This window comes from Paraflavitalea devenefica (genome assembly GCF_011759375.1).
Taxonomy (GTDB): Bacteria; Bacteroidota; Bacteroidia; order Chitinophagales; family Chitinophagaceae; genus Paraflavitalea; species Paraflavitalea devenefica.
In genome coordinates this window covers 725,547-742,455 of the sequence record NZ_JAARML010000003.1, presented here as the reverse complement: position 1 = coordinate 742,455, position 16,909 = coordinate 725,547, and the positions used below count along the sequence as shown (strand labels likewise).

The window sequence follows — 16,909 nt, the reverse complement described above, 5'->3', positions numbered from 1 at the left end:
CACCACAGGCCAATATCCTTGCATAAAAAGCCAATCCACCATGCAAAAGGGAGATGTATTTTTTCGTACTTGTGCCATCAACAATTAAGATTGTTGCCATACTATGAAACAAATAAGCGCCTTACTATCCCTTTTGCTGCTGATGAGCGGAGGCAACCTGTTCGCCAAAACAATCCTTGTTAAATCACTGCCCGCCCTGCAAACAGCTATTGACCATGCCAAACCAGGCGACGTGATCATGGTAGCAGATGGCGTATATACCACTACTGCCAATATTACGATCCGCAACAGCGGAACGGCTTCCCAACCTATTACCATCATCGCACAAAAGACCGGCGCCGCCGAAGTTACAGGAGCAGGCGGCTTTGTGATAGAAGGCCCTTCCGCCTACATCGTGATACAGGGCTTTACTTTTACCCACGCTTCTGACAAAGCCGTCACACAGGCCGGCACCCGCTTTTGCCGGTGGACACGCAATGTTTTTCAAACCACCGGGGAAGGCAATTACCTCAGTCTGCTGGGCAGCGATCACCAGGTGGATTACAATACCTTCCGGCATAAGAATGCCCTGGGAAAATTCATTGGTATACGGGGAGAAGGCAACCAGATTGCTGAACGCCTTTGGATACACCACAATTATTTTTTCGATTTCAAACCGCAAAAAGGCAATGGCGCCGAAGCCCTGCAATTCGGTCTGAGCGGCTACAGCCTCTCTGCCAGTCATAGCCTGCTGGAATATAATCTCTTTGAACAATGTGCCGGAGAAAATGAGCTCATCTCTGTGAAAGCCTCTTTTGTAACGGTGCGCTACAATACCATCCGTGATTGCAAAGCCCAATTCACGTTGCGGCATGGCAATCACTGCGAGGTATACGGCAATTACTTTACCCTCACCCCAGGCCTCCGTATCTTCGGAGACGACCATATCATACACAGCAATTATTTTGAGAACTGTAAGCCCGCCATCAACATAGGTAATGGCGGTGCAGAAGTGGCAGATGGCGCCGACCTGCGCAGCCATGACCGACCCGACCGGATATTGATCGTGTTTAATACATTGGTCAATAACGAAGAGAACATTACCCGCACCGAACGTCCCAATGGCATCGGCTCTACTTTTATCACCATTGCTTATAATATCATCCAGGGTGGCGGCGAAGCCGTCAGCATTAAAGGGCCACTCTACGTCGGCCCGGTATGGAAAGGCAATATTATTTTTAATACCCGTGGTGCAGGCCAGTTGCCCGATTCCGCCTATATACAGGCTGACCCCTTATTGGTAAAAGATGCAGCCGGTGTTTATCACCTGCAAAAGGGAAGTCCGGCCATTGGCATAGCCAAGGACAACTACCGCGGCATTACCCGTGATAGGGATGGCCAGCTACGCAAAGCTCCGCTCGATGCAGGCGCCGATCAGTTTTCAGAACAACCGGTAAAAGTGCGGATGCTGTATCCTAAGGATGTGGGGTGTGATGCGCAATAGATAAAACACCCTTCGACAGGCTCAGGGTGACATTTTAACTCAACGATATTACATCAGTAAATTGTTAAATGAGAACTTTTAGTTCACTCGTTTAACCTTTTTACTATATTTGCATCGAAATACGAGCCTTCCTGTTTCATTGCTACGTATAAGAGTGACCTGCCGCATCAAAATGATCACCTGAAGCTCCTGTCTGATTATTTCCCATATGAATTTAATGAACTGATTGCCTGCTCTGATGAACAGGTTTTTTTATGCCTGCCAATGAATACCGTTGTGCAGCCCGGCTGTATTCAGCATAAATCAGTAATCTAAAAATACACTATGAAAAAGAAAGGATTTTTGATAGACATGGACGGCGTTATTTACAGAGGTTCCGAGCCCATACCCGGTGCAGTTGATTTTATCAATTCATTGCGCAAAAGAGGATACCCTTTTCTGTTCCTTACCAATAACAGCCAGCGCACCAACAGGGATGTATCATATAAGTTACGCAAGCTGGGATTTGAGGTAACTGATGAAGATATTTTTACGTGCGGCATGGCCACTGCCAGGTACCTGGCATCCCGCACACCTCACGGTACTGCCTACGTTATCGGTGAAGGCGGACTACTGGCGGAATTACACGATGCCGGATTTTCGATTGTGGATGATCACCCTGATTATGTTATTATTGGTGAAGGACGCACCATTATGCTTGAATCGGTAGATAAGGCCATTAATATGATCATGAATGGGGCCAAACTGATTGCCACGAATCTGGACCCCAATTGCCCCATAGGTAACGGTAAATACAGGGCTGGTTGTGGCGCTTTTGTGGCCATGCTTGAATTTGCGACCGGCAGACAGGCTTTCAGCGTAGGCAAACCGAGCCCTGTAATGATGCGGATGGCCAGGAAGCGGCTGGGTTTATCTACCGATGAAACGGTGATGATCGGAGATACGATGAGCACAGATATTCTGGGCGCCGGTTCTATGGGCTTTACTACGGTTCTGACATTATCCGGAGTGACGAAGGAAATCGATCTTGGCCAGTATGGTTATGCGCCGGATTTTATTGTTCCTTCTGTAAAGGACCTTCTTCATGATGATCTTTTTGAACAGATTTTGCAAAAGCAACGGGAATATGTTGAAGCGCTTGATTAATTCCGTCGATCATAAAAAAACCTCCCGGCATGCGGGAGGCTTTTTGTTTCTCTGTCTTTACAGACGTTCAGGCTATACTATCTTTTCTGCCGGACTTACCGGCTTAGTCTACAATTGTTTTTAACTGCACGTATTTCTGGAGGCTTTTAAGGTTATGTCCTTTTGCTTTCATGGATGCAATGAAGGCCGGTGTAGCCCCTGTGCTTTTGGCTGTTATGACCTCATTGATTGACACCTGCTCAAAGCCCAGGGCCGTATATTCTTTGATAAGTGCCGGTGTGATGTTCTGTGATTTGAGGGATACGGCCTGTCTCAGGCTGAAATCCTTATACCCCATTTCCAGGAAGCCCTTGACGAATTCAGGCGTTACGTCGAGAGACTTCAACGGAATCACCTGCCGGGGAGAAATATCTTTGTACCCGAGGGCTTCAAATGATTTTACATATTCGGGCGTAATCTGCTGTGATTTGATAGAGATAACATCGTTGGCCGAAAGGTTCTTAAACCCTGCTGCCTGCAGACTTTTGATATAATCTGCTGTGACGTTCTGTGATTTCAGGGAAATCAGCCTGTTGGGGGAGAGGTCGCCCAATCCGGATTCTTTCAGGGAACGGGCGTAGTCGGCATCTACTCCTAAAGATTTAAAGGCTATCACATTGCTGGCAGAAAGTTCTTTAAACCCTGCTGCCTGTAAGCTCTTGATATAATCGGCCGTAATGTGTTGCGATTTCAGGGCAATGAGCCGATTGGCCGACAGATCGCTCAACCCGGTCTCTTTGATGGAACGGGTGTATTCAGCATCTATATTCAAAGATTTAAACGCCACGATATTATTGGCCGACACCTCTACATCTGCGTTTGTGTTGACTTTTACGTTTACGTTCTTCTCACTATCAGCATTTGATTTATTCTCTTTGGAGGTGGAGGATGATTTTGCCGGTACGGCAGTAGAACTGCGTATGTCAGCAATATACTTTCCATCTATGCCCTGTGATTTGAAACTGATGAGCTGGTTGGCCGTTACATTCGGGTAACCGGCTTTGCGGATATCTGCTATGTAATCGCCATTAATACCAAGGGCTTTAAAGGGAATGAGGTTGCGCAGGGAAAGTTCTGCAATACCACTCTTCTTAATTGACTGGATGTAAGCTTCATCCACTTTCATAGCAGCAAGGGGAATCACATCATTCCGTTTCAGTTCTGTATAACCATTGGCCTTGAGCATTTTCACATAACCCTGGGTTACATTCACCAGGAAGAAGGTCATGATGTCTCTATCATGCCTGAGCTCAATGCCTTCCTTGCGTATGTTGTCGGCAAAGCTGGCATTGGGTGTAAATTTGTAACGGCCCATTCCCTGATCGCCTTCAAAGCGGCCGGAGAACTGCATGGAACCGGCTTCGCGGGTAACGGTGAACACACCGGCTTTGTCTTTCGGCAATTCTCCCAGTTCACTCAGGGTAAAGGTGGTGCTGTTGGTAGAGTGGTCATCGTCTTCGTTCCTAAACTGTATGGATACCTTGTCCTCTTTAATGGTAGCAAACCATACACCTTCGGTATCCATGTCCTCAGGCTGTATCCCATTCGTGTTGCCTTTCTTTTCCGTAACAGGCGTATGGGCATACACTACCGGCTTGTTCAGCAGGCATACGAGCAATACCAGCACCGGCAACAGGAAGCCGTACTTCCAGACGGTGTGTACATTTGATTTTTTGACGTTCATCATGGCTATTCTTTTTTTAAGGAGCGATTGATTATAATTCGTAGTAAGATGCAAAGGGAAATGCGGGGCCGATACCTTTAGCAGGCTCATCTGGTACGACTCTTTTTCTACCTGCTCATGATGGAGCAACTGATCATCGGTCAGGTATTCCAGGTTATTCTCCAGTTCCTTGCGGTATTGCCAGGCAAAGGGATTGAACCATTGGAAAATGATCACGATCTCGGCAATCAGCAGATCAAGGCTGTGCCGCTGTTCTATATGGGTTTTCTCGTGCAGCAGGATCTGGTTATACGTATCCCAATCATACTTTTCAGGATTGATAAAAATGCAGTTCCAGAAAGAGCAGGGCGCTTTATCGCCTGTTATCTCTACAATGCGGAAGCGGCCGTCCTGTATAAAGGGATTGGTATAGGCCCTGTACAATAAAGTGATCAGTTGTATCAGGAAATTGATACCGAAAATAATAACGCCTGCCCAGTACAACCTCCAGGCCCAGGTAGCAGCATCGTGCCCCGTAAAGGCCGGTGCATGATGGGCGGGCGTTGTAGCAGTGGTAGTGGCAGGCGCTGCAGTGGCAGGTTGCTCCGGTACAAAATTGGTTGCCTCATCGCCCGCTGGTGGTAATTCTTCCTGCCCCGTGGTGATAATAGTTGCCTGGCGGAATGACCATTGCTGCGGCACTTCAATAAGCGGCAGACTGAAAGAAAGCGCCAGACATGCCAGCAATACCCAACGGTTCGTGCGGAAGAACGTTTCTTTTTGCAGGAGCAGCTTATAAAAGATAAGGCATCCCGCCAGGATAAGACCCACATGGGCGATATAAGGCATCATTGTTTCTTTGTTTTAATGATGTGCAATATTTCATTCAGCTCTTCTTCGGAGAGGTTTTGCTCTTTGGCAAAATAGGCCAGCATGCGGGGGTAGGAATTATCGAAATACTGGCTCACAATATCCTTCATGGCATGACCCTGGTAATCTTCCCGGCTGATCACCGGAAAGTAGCGGTACATATTGCCTACAGATTCATGGCTCAGGAATCCTTTATCTTCCAGGATCTTCACCATCGTGGCTACACTATTATAATGAGGCTTGGGATCGGGCAGGTGAGGAATGATCTCTCTGATGAATGCTTTTTCAAGGTCCCAGAATACCTTCATGATCTGCTCTTCTCTTTTGGCGAGTTTTACCATTGTTATTGCTTTGTACAGCAATACTACTAATTAATTAGTAGATCAACTAATTAATTAGGACCTATTTGTTTGAAGGGCTGCCGGCAAGGCGGAAAGGTGGGAATAAAGCATTGAGCGGCAGGGAAAAAGGCAGCGAGGCAAAAAGGCATTGAGGCAACGAGGTGGTTGCCGGGATTACCAGGAAATGTTCAATTTCAATTAAGCAGTGGTGAAGATAGCCGGATAGGTTTTGGTTAAAACCGTGCGGATATGCCGGATGGTTTGGCAGGTTGCAATGGCGCCTACCATATACAATGTAAGTAAACTGCACATGATGAGCGACCCGGTCGCGCCGATACTTTGCAGCCAATCGGGTGATTGTTTTAGCAGCGGATTGATGATGTTGAAACAATTGACAGGCAGGAGCACGATATTGACAATGCCGGCCAGTTCAACCAGCAGGAATTTTTTGCCCGTTCTCTTCTGCAGGTTTCTCAACCTGATCACTGCCACCATCATCACCAGCGTCATGATCACCACGCCACTGACAGCCACTATCCGCGCCGGTGTTTTATTCTCCCACTGCAGCAGGGTGTACAAACCGGCGAATATGGTTAACGCCACCACGATCTTGGGCCAACGCCATTGCTCTTTAAAGATCTTCCACAGCAATTTCCTGTTGTAACGTTTCGCTGCCTGCTGTTTTTCTTTTACCAGCGGACCAAAGCCGGCGTAACCAAAACTTTTATATACCTGCTTTAATGCTTCTTCAAAACCAATAGCAGGCTGTGCTGCCATCTTGTCTTCTAAGGCATTGGCGAGGTGGTCTACCAATTCCACCTGTACATCGTAATAGTGTACACTGTGCTTGCGGCAAAATGCAAAAAGCTGATCGATCTGTTCTGCGGTAAGCATATTATGCCAGTTTGGGGTTTACAAGGGTTTGGAGTGTTTTCAGGAATACCTGCAATTCGGCCATGGCAGTGGTGGTTTGTTTTTTCCCTGCCCGGGTCAATGAATAATATTTACGCACCCGGTTGCCGATGTTTTCCATTTCTACTTCCAGTAAGCCTTCTGCTTCCAGCCGGTGCAGCAAAGGATATAAAGCGCCTTCCGTGATCTGCAGCTCGCCTTTGGTCATTTCCTTCACACGCTGGGTGATCTCATAGCCATACATGCGCCCGTTGTCTTTGAGCAACTGCATCACAATGGGTTCCAGGCAACCTTTATACAGGTTTGTTTTGTTCATAGGACAAATATACATAAGTTTCCGATACATAAAAATCTTAGGTATTGCCTTACTATGAAAAAAGGGCCTGACGGCCCTTATGTATATAGAGATTAAATTATTTACTCAGTTCCCTGCATTGATCCGCTTAGCTACCCGCATAAAATATTGCGTGCTCTCCTGTACGGCGGGCAGGTTGTTTTCCCACTGGTATTCATACTCCACTGAAAAATAACCTTTAAAGCCGGCCTGTTTCAGTTCATTCAATACGCCGGCAATATTGCTTACACCTGTGCCCCAGGGAACATCATGCGCCGTTTTCACGCCAAACGTATGCAGGTCTTTTACATGGAAGGCTAATAACTTTCCTTTGAGCGACTTGATACAGGTAACAGGATCGAGCCCTGAACGTACCCAGTGGCCTATATCACCGCATACACCTATTTTATCACTGCGGCCCTTCAATTGGTCCAGCACAATACTCGGATGCCAGTAGGTGGTTGGCAGCGGGTGGTTGTGCAGGGCAGCCCTGATGTTATATTCATTACAGAATTTATCGAGGGTTTCCAGTTGGTTCATGGGCGGCTCGGTAGTAATATGCTCAATACCGATATCCCTGGCAAATTCAAAAATGGCTCTCCACTCCTCTTCATTCTTTCCATTCACTACCCCATAACAAATAGCTTTAATGCCATTGTCTTTTAATAATTTTTTAATCAGCGCCCTGTCTTCCGCAGTCGCCGTAAAGGCAGTAGTAGCGGTACCTTGCTTCGTTATCTTCTGGCCGGGGAACAGCTCCACATATTTAAGACCAATGCTTTTCATCTTCGCCAATGCTTCTTCCAGGCTGAACAACCGGAAGGTATAAGCCTGGCTGCCTAACTTCCAGCCCAGTGAATCGGGCAGCAATAATTCAGTGGACGATTGTGCCAATGCAAAACAGCTTACAAAAAGGAACGGGATAATTAACAAACGTTTCATTCAAATGGGTTTAATTACAAGACCAGTATTTCAGGGGCCGAATATAATTAATTAAACTTATCATTGCAGGTGCATGGCAAGCGATTTACATTTTACACGTACCAGGATTGCCCCTACACCCAGTGGTTATCTGCACCTGGGCAATGTATTGTCGTTTGTGATCACCGCAGCCTGGGCACGCAAAACAGGCGCCGCCATCTTACTGCGCATTGATGACCTTGACCGGGAACGTTACCAGCCCTATTATGTACAGGACATCTTTGACACCCTGCACTTCCTTGACATTCCCTGGGATGAAGGTCCGCGCAATCTCACTGATTTTGAACAGCACCATAGCCAGGTACATCGCCTACCTCTGTACAAAGCAGCACTGCAGGCATTGCAGGAAAACGGACCCGTATATACCTGTACCTGTTCCCGCTCCACCTTACAACATACTGCTGCTAACAGTGTTTATCCCGGCACTTGCCGCAACAAATATTATCCACTGAATGCAGACAATGCAAACTGGCGCCTTTATACCGGTGAGCGCCCGGAAATGGTCATCAGGACCTTGTCGCAGGGAATGGTGACTACTACACTACCGGCTTCCATGCAGGATTTTGTAGTAAAAAAGAAAGATGGCTTTCCGGCCTATCAACTGACTTCGGTGGTGGATGACTTGCATTTCGGTATTGACCTTGTTGTACGCGGCGCCGACCTCTGGCCTTCTACCATTGCCCAGCATTACCTGGCCGGCTTGCTGCCTGCCAATCACTTTTCTGCCACCCGCTTCTTTCACCATGCCCTGCTTACCGGCACTGATGGAACTAAACTCTCCAAATCGGCCGGTGATACTTCCATTCAATCCCTCAGGAAGCAAGGCCACACGCCTGCTGCCATTTATACCTTACTCAGCAGCCTGCTGGGTTTACCTGAACCTGCTCATAACTGGCAAATGCTGGCAACACAGTTACCCGAACTGTTGTACCAGGAGGTCCATTCCACCTGATCTTTTCCTATAGGGGGTACATAATTATTAAAACTGTGAGGCAGAATTGAGCCTGCCCTTTTCTATCATTTAAGATGCGTTTTTATTAACAACTGTGTAGTAATTTCCCATCTCCCATGATATCAATTAAATTATCTACCAGTTTTGAAAAGGAATTGGGTTTTTCCATACAGAAAGAGGCGCCTCTTTCCAGGGCCTGTAACCGGGTTGTTTCATCAATGCTGTTGGAATAGAATACCACCGGAACATCCTGTATAGCCTTTATTTTCCTGATCTTTTCCAGGCAGGCAAGGCCATTCTCTTTGGGCATGTTGTAATCAACAAAAATATAATCAGGCAGTACCTCACACAATAATTGGGCAGCCCGTTCGGTCCCGCTGGCCCATACGCAGCTATGCGGCAAACCAGCTACCTGCAGGGCATGGTTTAGAATATGAAATTCTTCCTGGTCATCGTCAATCAGCAGGATCATTTTTTGCATGGGCATGGGTGTTTGATGGTTTGGAGTAATGATGACACAATCAATTAATAGTATCGGTAACAATAAGAACGCAAATGTGATTATTCAAAGAATATTGAATAATATTAGCAGGGATGCGTCATAAGGTTTATTTAAAAAAGGAGTAAGAAGCATCCCAGGATGGCCGGTGTTGTGTAGTAGATGTAATTTACAGACGATGTTTATTACCATCGTAAGCCATACTAAGCTATGTTTTTTAGGGCAGATACCCAAATTAAAATGGCAGGAGAGAGCGATAAAAGGAAGCTACAGCAGGCGAAAAATTTCGGGAAAGCATGTGCAACAGCTTTGTTACTCATAGCCGGTAAGGCGGGAAGACGGGAAGCCCAGAATGCTATTCCTACTTAACGCCTTCCCGCCTTTCTCCAAAGGAGTCCTATGGACCGGCAATTCTTAAATATTAATAGCGCCACGCCCGGAAGCGATCAGGTAAGCGTCTTTCAGCGTTTCTGAGAAGGTAGGGTGCGCGTAAGATATCTTACCCAGTTCATGAGCAGTGAGTTCAAACTGCATAGCCAGTACGGCCTGCGCGATCAGGTCGGCAGCCCGCGCGCCAATAATATGTACGCCCAATATTTCACCATACTTAGGATCACTCAGCACCTTTACAAATCCATCTATATCGTCTGAAGCCCTGGCACGTCCGCTCGCCAGGAAGGGGAACTTACCTTTGCGGTATTCTATCTTTTGTTCCTGCAACTGTTCTTCTGTATAACCTACGCCGGCTACTTCGGGCCAGGTATATACCACGCCCGGTATCCGCAGATAGTTAATGTGGTGTGGCTTACCGGCAATGGTGTCGGCAACAGCGACCCCTTCATCTTCTGCTTTGTGTGCCAGCATGGGTCCATGGATCACATCACCCAGCGCATAAATATTGGGCTCACCTGTTTGTAACTGTTCATTCACGACCACCCTTCCCTTTTCATCCAGCTTCACTTGCGTGTTTTCCAGTCCCAGTCCGGTAGTGTAAGGCCGCCTGCCCACTGCCACGAGACAATAAGGTGCTAACACTTCCTGCGCTGCATTATTGGCATCGGTATACCGAACCGTTACCGACTGTCCATCAGTGGTAGCCTCTTTCACCTTGCTGCTGAGCAGCACCTTTATACCCGACCGGGTCAATAATTTGTTCAGTTCCTTTCCCAGCTCACGGTCCATCGTGGGGATCAGGCTATCGCCGTATTCCACGATCGTTACCTTCGTGCCGATGCGGTGGTATACAGAAGCCAGCTCCACACCGATAATGCCACCGCCAATGATCACCATGCTTTCCGGTTGTTCTTTCAGGTACAAGGCTTCCGTGGAAGTAATAATACGTTGCTTATCTATTTCCACACCCGGAATAGTAGAAGGTTTGGAACCGGTAGCGATAATAAAATACTGACTACTCACCTGCTTTTCCTCCCCATTGCTGTTCTTCACCGTAATGGTAGTATTATTCACAAAACTACCGGTACCGCTCAGTACCTGTATCTTATTCTTCTTCATCAGGTAATTCAGGCCCTCAGTATTTTGTTTTACAACGTGCCTGTTCCTTTCTACCAGGCCTCCAAAGTTCAGGTGCACATTCCCCACTTCAATGCCCTGCTTGCCCACCTTGTGTTGGATCACCTCATAATTTTCGGTGCTGTCGAGCATAGCTTTGGAAGGGATACAGCCCACATTGGTACAGGTGCCACCCAATACCAGGTATTTCTCTACAATAGCGGTCCTGAATCCCAGTTGCGCCGATCTGATGGCGGCCACATAGCCGCCCGGCCCGGAGCCAATGACAACGATGTCAAAATCTGTATTCATTTGTATAGATTTTAATTAGCTGTATAAACCCGAATCCTTGCTGAACAACCAACAACAACTATTGTTTACCGTCGGAACATCGGCAAAGGATTCAACGGGTGCCGGAACAAATTCCTGACAATCTTCCTCACCAGGAACCAATGAAAACTACGGTTCGGCAGCATACGCCTGTTCGCACTGATCGTCTGCTTATCAACTCCGTAAGTAATCAACCCCAATGACACATCTATCCAGTCGGCCTTCCGGAAAGTTTCTACCGTTTGCGCATAAGGACCATTATACCTACTGGTCTTATGATGCCATTGGATCATCTCGCTGCATTCCTCCATCCATTCCTGCCTGCCTGTGGCAGTAAGATATTGGTTAAGCTGTGCGATAGAAGGATCCAGGTAATCAATTGTATGGTCCGTCCAGATGCCGATGTCATGGAATACCGCCACGACCGCATACTTTTCCTGGTGCTGATGGTCAGGGTCTATCAGCCCGCAGTTCAGGAATACCCGGTACACATGATTCCTGTACTTCGCAAAATCCTTGCCCATAACGGGTTGAAAAGACAACAACAAGGTTTCGATCACAGCATTGGTATACTCCATGTCGGGTGTTAAAGTAGTTGAATGTGAAATTAGCAGGCTTCTTCATTATTTCCTACGGCAGCCACGAAATGTACAAGAGAAGTGCGGATTTGTCAATCGGAAAGGGCACCGGGCTGGCATAGTTTTGTACACATAAACCACGGACATGAAAAAACAGGTAATACCAGCCCTGGCCATCTTATTAGCCATCGGCTGTTCAGACAACAAGACCGGCAACCATTCCGATCAATTAAAAGCATCAAATATGAAAAATGAAATCACAGTGGCCGATTATGCCACTGATCCGGCTATTGAAACACGCACCAAAGCATTTCTCAAAGCATTGAACAGTGGTGACGGCAAGCCATTGGAGCAACTGTCGCCTGCCGATGCCCGGAAAGTGCTGGAAGGTGCACAAACGTCTGTGCCCGTTGATCTGTCGGGCATTGACGTAAGCGAAAAAACCATTACAGAAGATGGCTTATCTGTGAAGCTGTTCATGGTACGTCCTGCAGGGCAAACAGGCGCCTTACCTGCCTTTATGTTCTTCCATGGCGGTGGCTGGGTATTGGGCGACTTCCCTACCCACCAGCGTTTTGTCCGCGACCTTGTGGTGTATTCAGGCGCTGTTGCTGTGTTTGTGGAATACAGCCGTTCGCCCGAAGTGAAATACCCTACCGCGCTCAATGAATGTTATGCGGCCACCAAATGGGTAGCTGCTAATGGGACACAAATCAATGTAGATCCCAAACGCTTAGCTGTTGTAGGGAATAGCGCGGGTGGCAACCTCACGGCAGCCGTGGCGCTCATGGCTAAAGAAAAGAAAGGACCGGCACTGAAATTCCAGTTACTCTTCTGGCCGGTAACAGATGCCAATTTTGAAACCGTATCTTATAACCAGTATGCTGATGCGCGGTTCCTCACCAAAAACATGATGATCTGGTTCTGGGACAGCTACATTCCACAGGCAAAGCGGAAAGATATCTATGCCTCTCCCTTACAGGCCAGCCCGGAACAACTGAAAGGACTGCCTCCCACCCTGGTGCAAACAGCAGAAAATGATGTACTGCGCGATGAAGGCGAAGCCTATGCCCGTAAAATGGATGAGGCCGGTGTGGATGTTACACTGTTACGTGTTGAGGGCATGATCCATGATTATGGTTTGCTCAATCCGCTGGCGAAGATCCCGGCCGTACAATCGGCCTTGCGCGGCGCCGCGGCTGAATTGAAAAATGCATTGAAATAACCTGAACCACTTCTTCTTTATTTTCTCCGCAGTGTCTCCCGCATCGCAAGCTAAAACTTCAGCGAGTTACCAGGGGACGCTGCGGCTTAAGAACTCGTCTCACTGGCGTGTATGCAGCCCGGCTATGGGCATAGCGTACTTGTGCCAGTCATAAAATTTATCACTCATTTTTAATCACCATCAACCTGCTTTGGCAGGTTTCTTGCTGCCTATAACTCAAGTGTCTACCTGCACTATTCTGTTTACTAAATCCACTTTATATACATCAACATCCAGCTAACCGGCCACCGGAAAGGGACGATTGATGCCTATAACAACCAGATATAATGACCAGTTATCATAACATATCATTTTTAGTCGCCTTTTATCCCACCTTACAGCGGCCTCACAGCGATCTTATACCGGTCTTTTAGCGGACTTACAGCGACCTTTTAGCGATGTTATAGCGACCTTATAGCGATATAAGTCGATAGTAAACCCCAGTTAACTCCCTGGTAACTCCCTATTTCCTCCCTATCAGGGCCATGGTAGCTCCCATCCAACGACAATCCCAACGGTAGGTAAATAGCAGCATCATGGTATCGGAATGGTAGTCGGGGTGCCTGAACATCCCACACGTATCCTACAGGTATTGCCTGCATACAGCATTGCAGACAAGGCGCTTCTTAGGCCATTCCCTGGCCATACGCAGGCAATACCCAGGCCATTACCCTACAGTAAACCTGCCATCTGACTCGTATAGAAGTGGAAAAACCGCTATTGACTGGCAGCGGTAGCCGGCAGTACTTTATTTACTTTTTGCTTTCAGCGCTTTAACCTGCGCCCTTTCCACATCCTCCTTCACTTTGAACTTTACGATCTTCTTGATCAGGGATACCGGCAGCGGCTGATCCACGGGGAACTGGATGGCTCCTTTGGAAGTTTTATAAGCCGTGAGCTCGTTCTTAAAATGCGCGATGGCGGAAGAGGGATAAAACCCAATATGGTTTTTGTAGGCAGCATACCATACCAGCACATAATGCTGTTTGAAGGCAGGCATATTATAGCTGATCACCTCTTCTGCCTTAGGTACTACGCTCTTTATTATTTCCCGCATCTCCTTGAGCAAGGACTTTTGCAGGGATGGCTGCTTTGAAATGTATGAATGCACGGTGGCCCACTTTGTTGCTTCCATGGTAGTTGGTTTTAAGCAGTTTGTAATGACTGGTTGTCCACACAAACTTAGGAATCACAACGCTGTCCGGGGCTACGCAAAAGCGACATTTCAAGGGGCTGGATACGACAGAGGCAGGCTGGTAGCAAAACGGTATTTGCCCGATCCTGCCTGTACCACCACATAACCTCCCTCCTGCCGGATTACGGTCAGCTCTTTTATCTCGTCCAATGGCATAAAGCCTTCTATGATCGCCGTGGCACTGCTGGCCGGGATATAAATGTCGGCGCTGGTATTGGCAGGGATCTCCACTTCCAGTGTGAGCCGGTTATTCTGCGTAGTCCAATGTGAACTGACAACGCCATATCCCGTTTGCAAACTGGCCTTTACATCCGTCAATCCCTTGCCGGGATAGGGCTTAATGCGGATATGCTTGTAACCCGGTCCGGCTGTATCGGTATCAATACCGGCTGCTACGCGGTACATCCAGTCGCCAATAGCGCCGTAAGCATAATGGTTAAAAGAATTCATCGTGGGCGTTTGAAAACTACCATCCGGCTTTTGCCCGTCCCATCTTTCCCAGATGGTGGTAGCGCCCATCTTAACCGGGTACAACCAGGAAGGATAACTTTCCTGCAACAATAACCGGTAGGCGATATCATTATACCCAAACCGGGTGAGCACATGACACAGGTAAGGCGTTCCCAGGAACCCGGTAGTGAGATGGTAACCGTAATCCTTGATATTCTCCACCAGCCTGCTGGCTGCCTGCGCGCGCAGGTTATCCGGCAGCATATCGAAATGAAGGGCCAATACATAGGCGGTTTGGGAACTGGATACCAGCCGGCCATTTGGCGTAAGGTATTCCTTCAGGAATGCCTGCTTCACTTTTTCCAGTACAGCCGCATATGTCTTTTCATCTGCTGTATTGTCCAGCACCTTAGCCGTGTTGATCAGCATCTGCAGGGAGTTGGCAAAAAAGCATTGGGCAATAAGGTGTTTATCGGTAATGGCAGAGCGGCCATCATTGTCATCATTGGGACGGTAAAACAACCAATCGCCAAAATGCCAGGTCGTGTTCCACAAATAGTCTTTGCTGGCTTGCTGCATAAAATCCACCCAGGCTTTCATGCTGGCATATTGCTGCCTTAGAATGGCTGTATCGCCATAAGCGAGGTACAGTTGCCAGGGAATGATGGTAGCCGCATCAGACCATCCTGCCGAGCCGGCGGCATCTCCTCTCAATACATCGGGTATCACGGCAGGCACCCTGCCATCTTTCAACTGGTCGGCTGCCAGATCGGCCATCCATTTGGCGAAGAAATTATACACCTGCCTGTTGAAAGATGCTGTGCGTGCAAATACCTGGGCATCGCCTGTCCAGCCAAGCCGTTCATCCCTTTGCGGGCAATCGGTGGGCACATCCAGGAAATTGCCTTTTTGTCCCCATTCAATATTATGCTGCAACTGGTTAATGAGCGGATGGGAAGTACTGAAGCTGCCGGTCAGCGGCATATCAGAATACAGGGCTGTAGCTGTAAGATGCTCAGGTTTCAATTCACCGGGAAATCCTTTCACCCGGATATACCGGAATCCCTGGAAAGTAAACACCGGTTCAAAACTTTCTTCCCCATTCCCTTTCAGCACATAAATATTCTCCTGCCTGGCAGCCCTTAAATTCTCCGTATAAAAATTGCCTTGTTTATCCAATATTTCTGCATGCTGGATAACAATAGAATCACCGGCCTTACCGCTGACCTTCACCGTTACCAGTCCTACGAGGTTCTGTCCAAAGTCGGCCACCAGGTCGCCCTGCGGTGTGCGGAATATTTTGATAGGCTTAAAGGTCTCGTGCTTCTTTACCGGTTCATTGTAGGTGGTAATAATATTGTCCTTACTGATAGCAGGTGTGGCCACGGAGGACCAGTCCTTATCATCGTATCCCGCCGTGAGCCAGCCTGTTTTGTCGAGGCGGGCATCATTGATCTCTCCATTGTATATCTCTGAATAACGGATGGCGCCGGTTGCAGAGCGCCAGCTTTCATCAGTGCTCAGGGTCTCTGTTTGTCCATCTGCATACGTGATCACCACCTGCGCCAGCAGGGCCAGTTTTTTTCCATAATAATCATGGTTATTGGCCCAGGCCAGGTATCCCCTGAACCAGCCGCTGCCCAGCATTACACCAATGGCATTATTGCCCTGGCTGAGCTGGCTGGTTACATCATACGTTTGGTATTGCAGCCGGTGCTTATAACTGGTCCACCCTGGTGTGAGGTAACTATCCCCCACCATCTTATCATTGATAAACGCCCGGTACAAACCCTGAGAAGTAATGTATAACCTGGCCGACTTTATTTTCTTCTTTACAGCAAATTGCTTTCTGAACAAGGGGCTGGGCCGCCTAATGGAATCTTCCACATAACCGGGCGTAATCCATTTGGCTTTCCAGTTGGCAGGTTGCAGCAAACCTGTTTCCCACCAGGCAGGCTGGCTCCAGGCAGATGCCTTGCCCTCCTGGTCCCATACCCTTACTTTCCAGTAATATCTTTTGCCGGCTTGCAGGGCAGTACCGTTATAGGGAATACGTATCGATTGGGAGGAGGCGACTTTACCACTACGCCAGGTAACAGCTATATTGTTGAGTGCCGGCGCTTCACCGGCTATGATCTCATAAGCAGTTTGCCGGCCATTGCGTTTGTCGCTCTTCAGTTGCCAGGAGAGGCGGGGGTGCTGCAGGTCCAGGCCAAGCGGATTGACAAGGTTTTCACACTGCAGGTGGTCAATCGTTAACTGGGCGGTAGCGATCGTAGTGAGCAGCACCAGGCTGCTCAAGAGTAAGGTCTTTTTCATGATGCACTAAGATAATACAATCCCGTGCACATAAAACAAGTGGG

14 protein-coding genes are annotated in these 16,909 nt (G+C 47.9%); 4 read left to right on the top strand and 10 right to left on the bottom strand.

Features of this window, described 5'->3' with window-relative positions; all coding sequences use genetic code 11:
• The first annotated feature begins 103 nt into the window (after positions 1-103).
• Together HB364_RS21320 and HB364_RS21315 are read left to right on the top strand one after the other, a co-directional pair.
• Entirely contained in the window at positions 104-1,483 is a 1,380-nt protein-coding gene (locus HB364_RS21320) for a polysaccharide lyase 6 family protein (RefSeq protein WP_167290343.1), read from the top strand.
• A gap of 324 nt (positions 1,484-1,807) precedes the next feature.
• Positions 1,808-2,629, top strand: coding sequence for an HAD-IIA family hydrolase (locus HB364_RS21315; RefSeq protein ID WP_167290342.1), 822 nt, complete (start codon positions 1,808-1,810; stop codon positions 2,627-2,629).
• Positions 2,630-2,732: 103 nt separating this feature from the next.
• Here HB364_RS21315 and HB364_RS21310 read toward each other — a convergent pair whose 3' ends face one another.
• The 5 genes from HB364_RS21310 to HB364_RS21290 all read right to left on the bottom strand — a co-directional run bounded on the left by HB364_RS21310 (position 2,733) and on the right by HB364_RS21290 (position 7,730).
• Positions 2,733-5,183 (bottom strand): M56 family metallopeptidase, encoded by a 2,451-nt coding sequence (locus HB364_RS21310; RefSeq protein WP_167290341.1) that lies wholly within the window; start codon positions 5,181-5,183, stop codon positions 2,733-2,735.
• Positions 5,180-5,542, bottom strand: a complete 363-nt coding sequence (locus tag HB364_RS21305; protein WP_167290340.1) for a BlaI/MecI/CopY family transcriptional regulator — start codon at positions 5,540-5,542, stop codon at positions 5,180-5,182. Before HB364_RS21305 ends, HB364_RS21310 begins: the two co-directional genes overlap by 4 nt.
• A 198-nt stretch (positions 5,543-5,740) precedes the next feature.
• Positions 5,741-6,436 carry a hypothetical protein gene (locus HB364_RS21300; protein WP_167290339.1) on the bottom strand — a complete coding sequence of 232 codons (696 nt, stop codon included), beginning with the start codon at positions 6,434-6,436 and terminating at the stop codon, positions 5,741-5,743.
• Between the two features lies 1 nt (position 6,437).
• Positions 6,438-6,770 (bottom strand): PadR family transcriptional regulator, encoded by a 333-nt coding sequence (locus tag HB364_RS21295; protein ID WP_167290338.1) that lies wholly within the window; start codon positions 6,768-6,770, stop codon positions 6,438-6,440.
• A 105-nt stretch (positions 6,771-6,875) separates the two neighbouring features.
• Positions 6,876-7,730 (bottom strand): sugar phosphate isomerase/epimerase family protein, encoded by an 855-nt coding sequence (locus tag HB364_RS21290; protein ID WP_167290337.1) that lies wholly within the window; start codon positions 7,728-7,730, stop codon positions 6,876-6,878.
• Positions 7,731-7,803: 73 nt separating this feature from the next.
• Here HB364_RS21290 and HB364_RS21285 point away from each other — a divergent pair, with 73 nt between their 5' ends.
• Positions 7,804-8,721 carry a glutamate--tRNA ligase family protein gene (locus tag HB364_RS21285; RefSeq protein ID WP_167290336.1) on the top strand — a complete coding sequence of 306 codons (918 nt, stop codon included), beginning with the start codon at positions 7,804-7,806 and terminating at the stop codon, positions 8,719-8,721.
• A gap of 85 nt (positions 8,722-8,806) precedes the next feature.
• Here the strand turns inward: HB364_RS21285 and HB364_RS21280 are convergent, their stop codons facing one another.
• The 3 genes from HB364_RS21280 to HB364_RS21270 form a co-directional block, all read right to left on the bottom strand.
• Positions 8,807-9,202: a response regulator gene (locus tag HB364_RS21280; RefSeq protein WP_167290335.1), complete on the bottom strand. Its 396-nt coding sequence runs from the start codon at positions 9,200-9,202 to the stop codon at positions 8,807-8,809.
• 432 nt (positions 9,203-9,634) lie between these two features.
• The gene (lpdA, locus tag HB364_RS21275; RefSeq protein ID WP_167290334.1) at positions 9,635-11,041 is read right to left on the bottom strand and encodes a dihydrolipoyl dehydrogenase; all 1,407 of its coding nucleotides are present in this window, start codon (positions 11,039-11,041) and stop codon (positions 9,635-9,637) included.
• A 65-nt stretch (positions 11,042-11,106) separates the two neighbouring features.
• Positions 11,107-11,637 (bottom strand): phosphohydrolase, encoded by a 531-nt coding sequence (locus HB364_RS21270; protein ID WP_167290333.1) that lies wholly within the window; start codon positions 11,635-11,637, stop codon positions 11,107-11,109.
• 145 nt (positions 11,638-11,782) lie between these two features.
• Here HB364_RS21270 and HB364_RS21265 point away from each other — a divergent pair, with 145 nt between their 5' ends.
• Positions 11,783-12,862 carry an alpha/beta hydrolase gene (locus HB364_RS21265; RefSeq protein ID WP_246228560.1) on the top strand — a complete coding sequence of 360 codons (1,080 nt, stop codon included), beginning with the start codon at positions 11,783-11,785 and terminating at the stop codon, positions 12,860-12,862.
• A 787-nt stretch (positions 12,863-13,649) separates the two neighbouring features.
• Here the strand turns inward: HB364_RS21265 and HB364_RS21260 are convergent.
• Entirely contained in the window at positions 13,650-14,036 is a 387-nt protein-coding gene (locus HB364_RS21260) for an iron chaperone (RefSeq protein ID WP_167290332.1), read from the bottom strand.
• A gap of 90 nt (positions 14,037-14,126) precedes the next feature.
• Positions 14,127-16,865, bottom strand: a complete 2,739-nt coding sequence (locus HB364_RS21255; RefSeq protein ID WP_167290331.1) for an alpha-L-rhamnosidase — start codon at positions 16,863-16,865, stop codon at positions 14,127-14,129.
• Between the last annotated feature and the right edge of the window lie 44 nt (positions 16,866-16,909).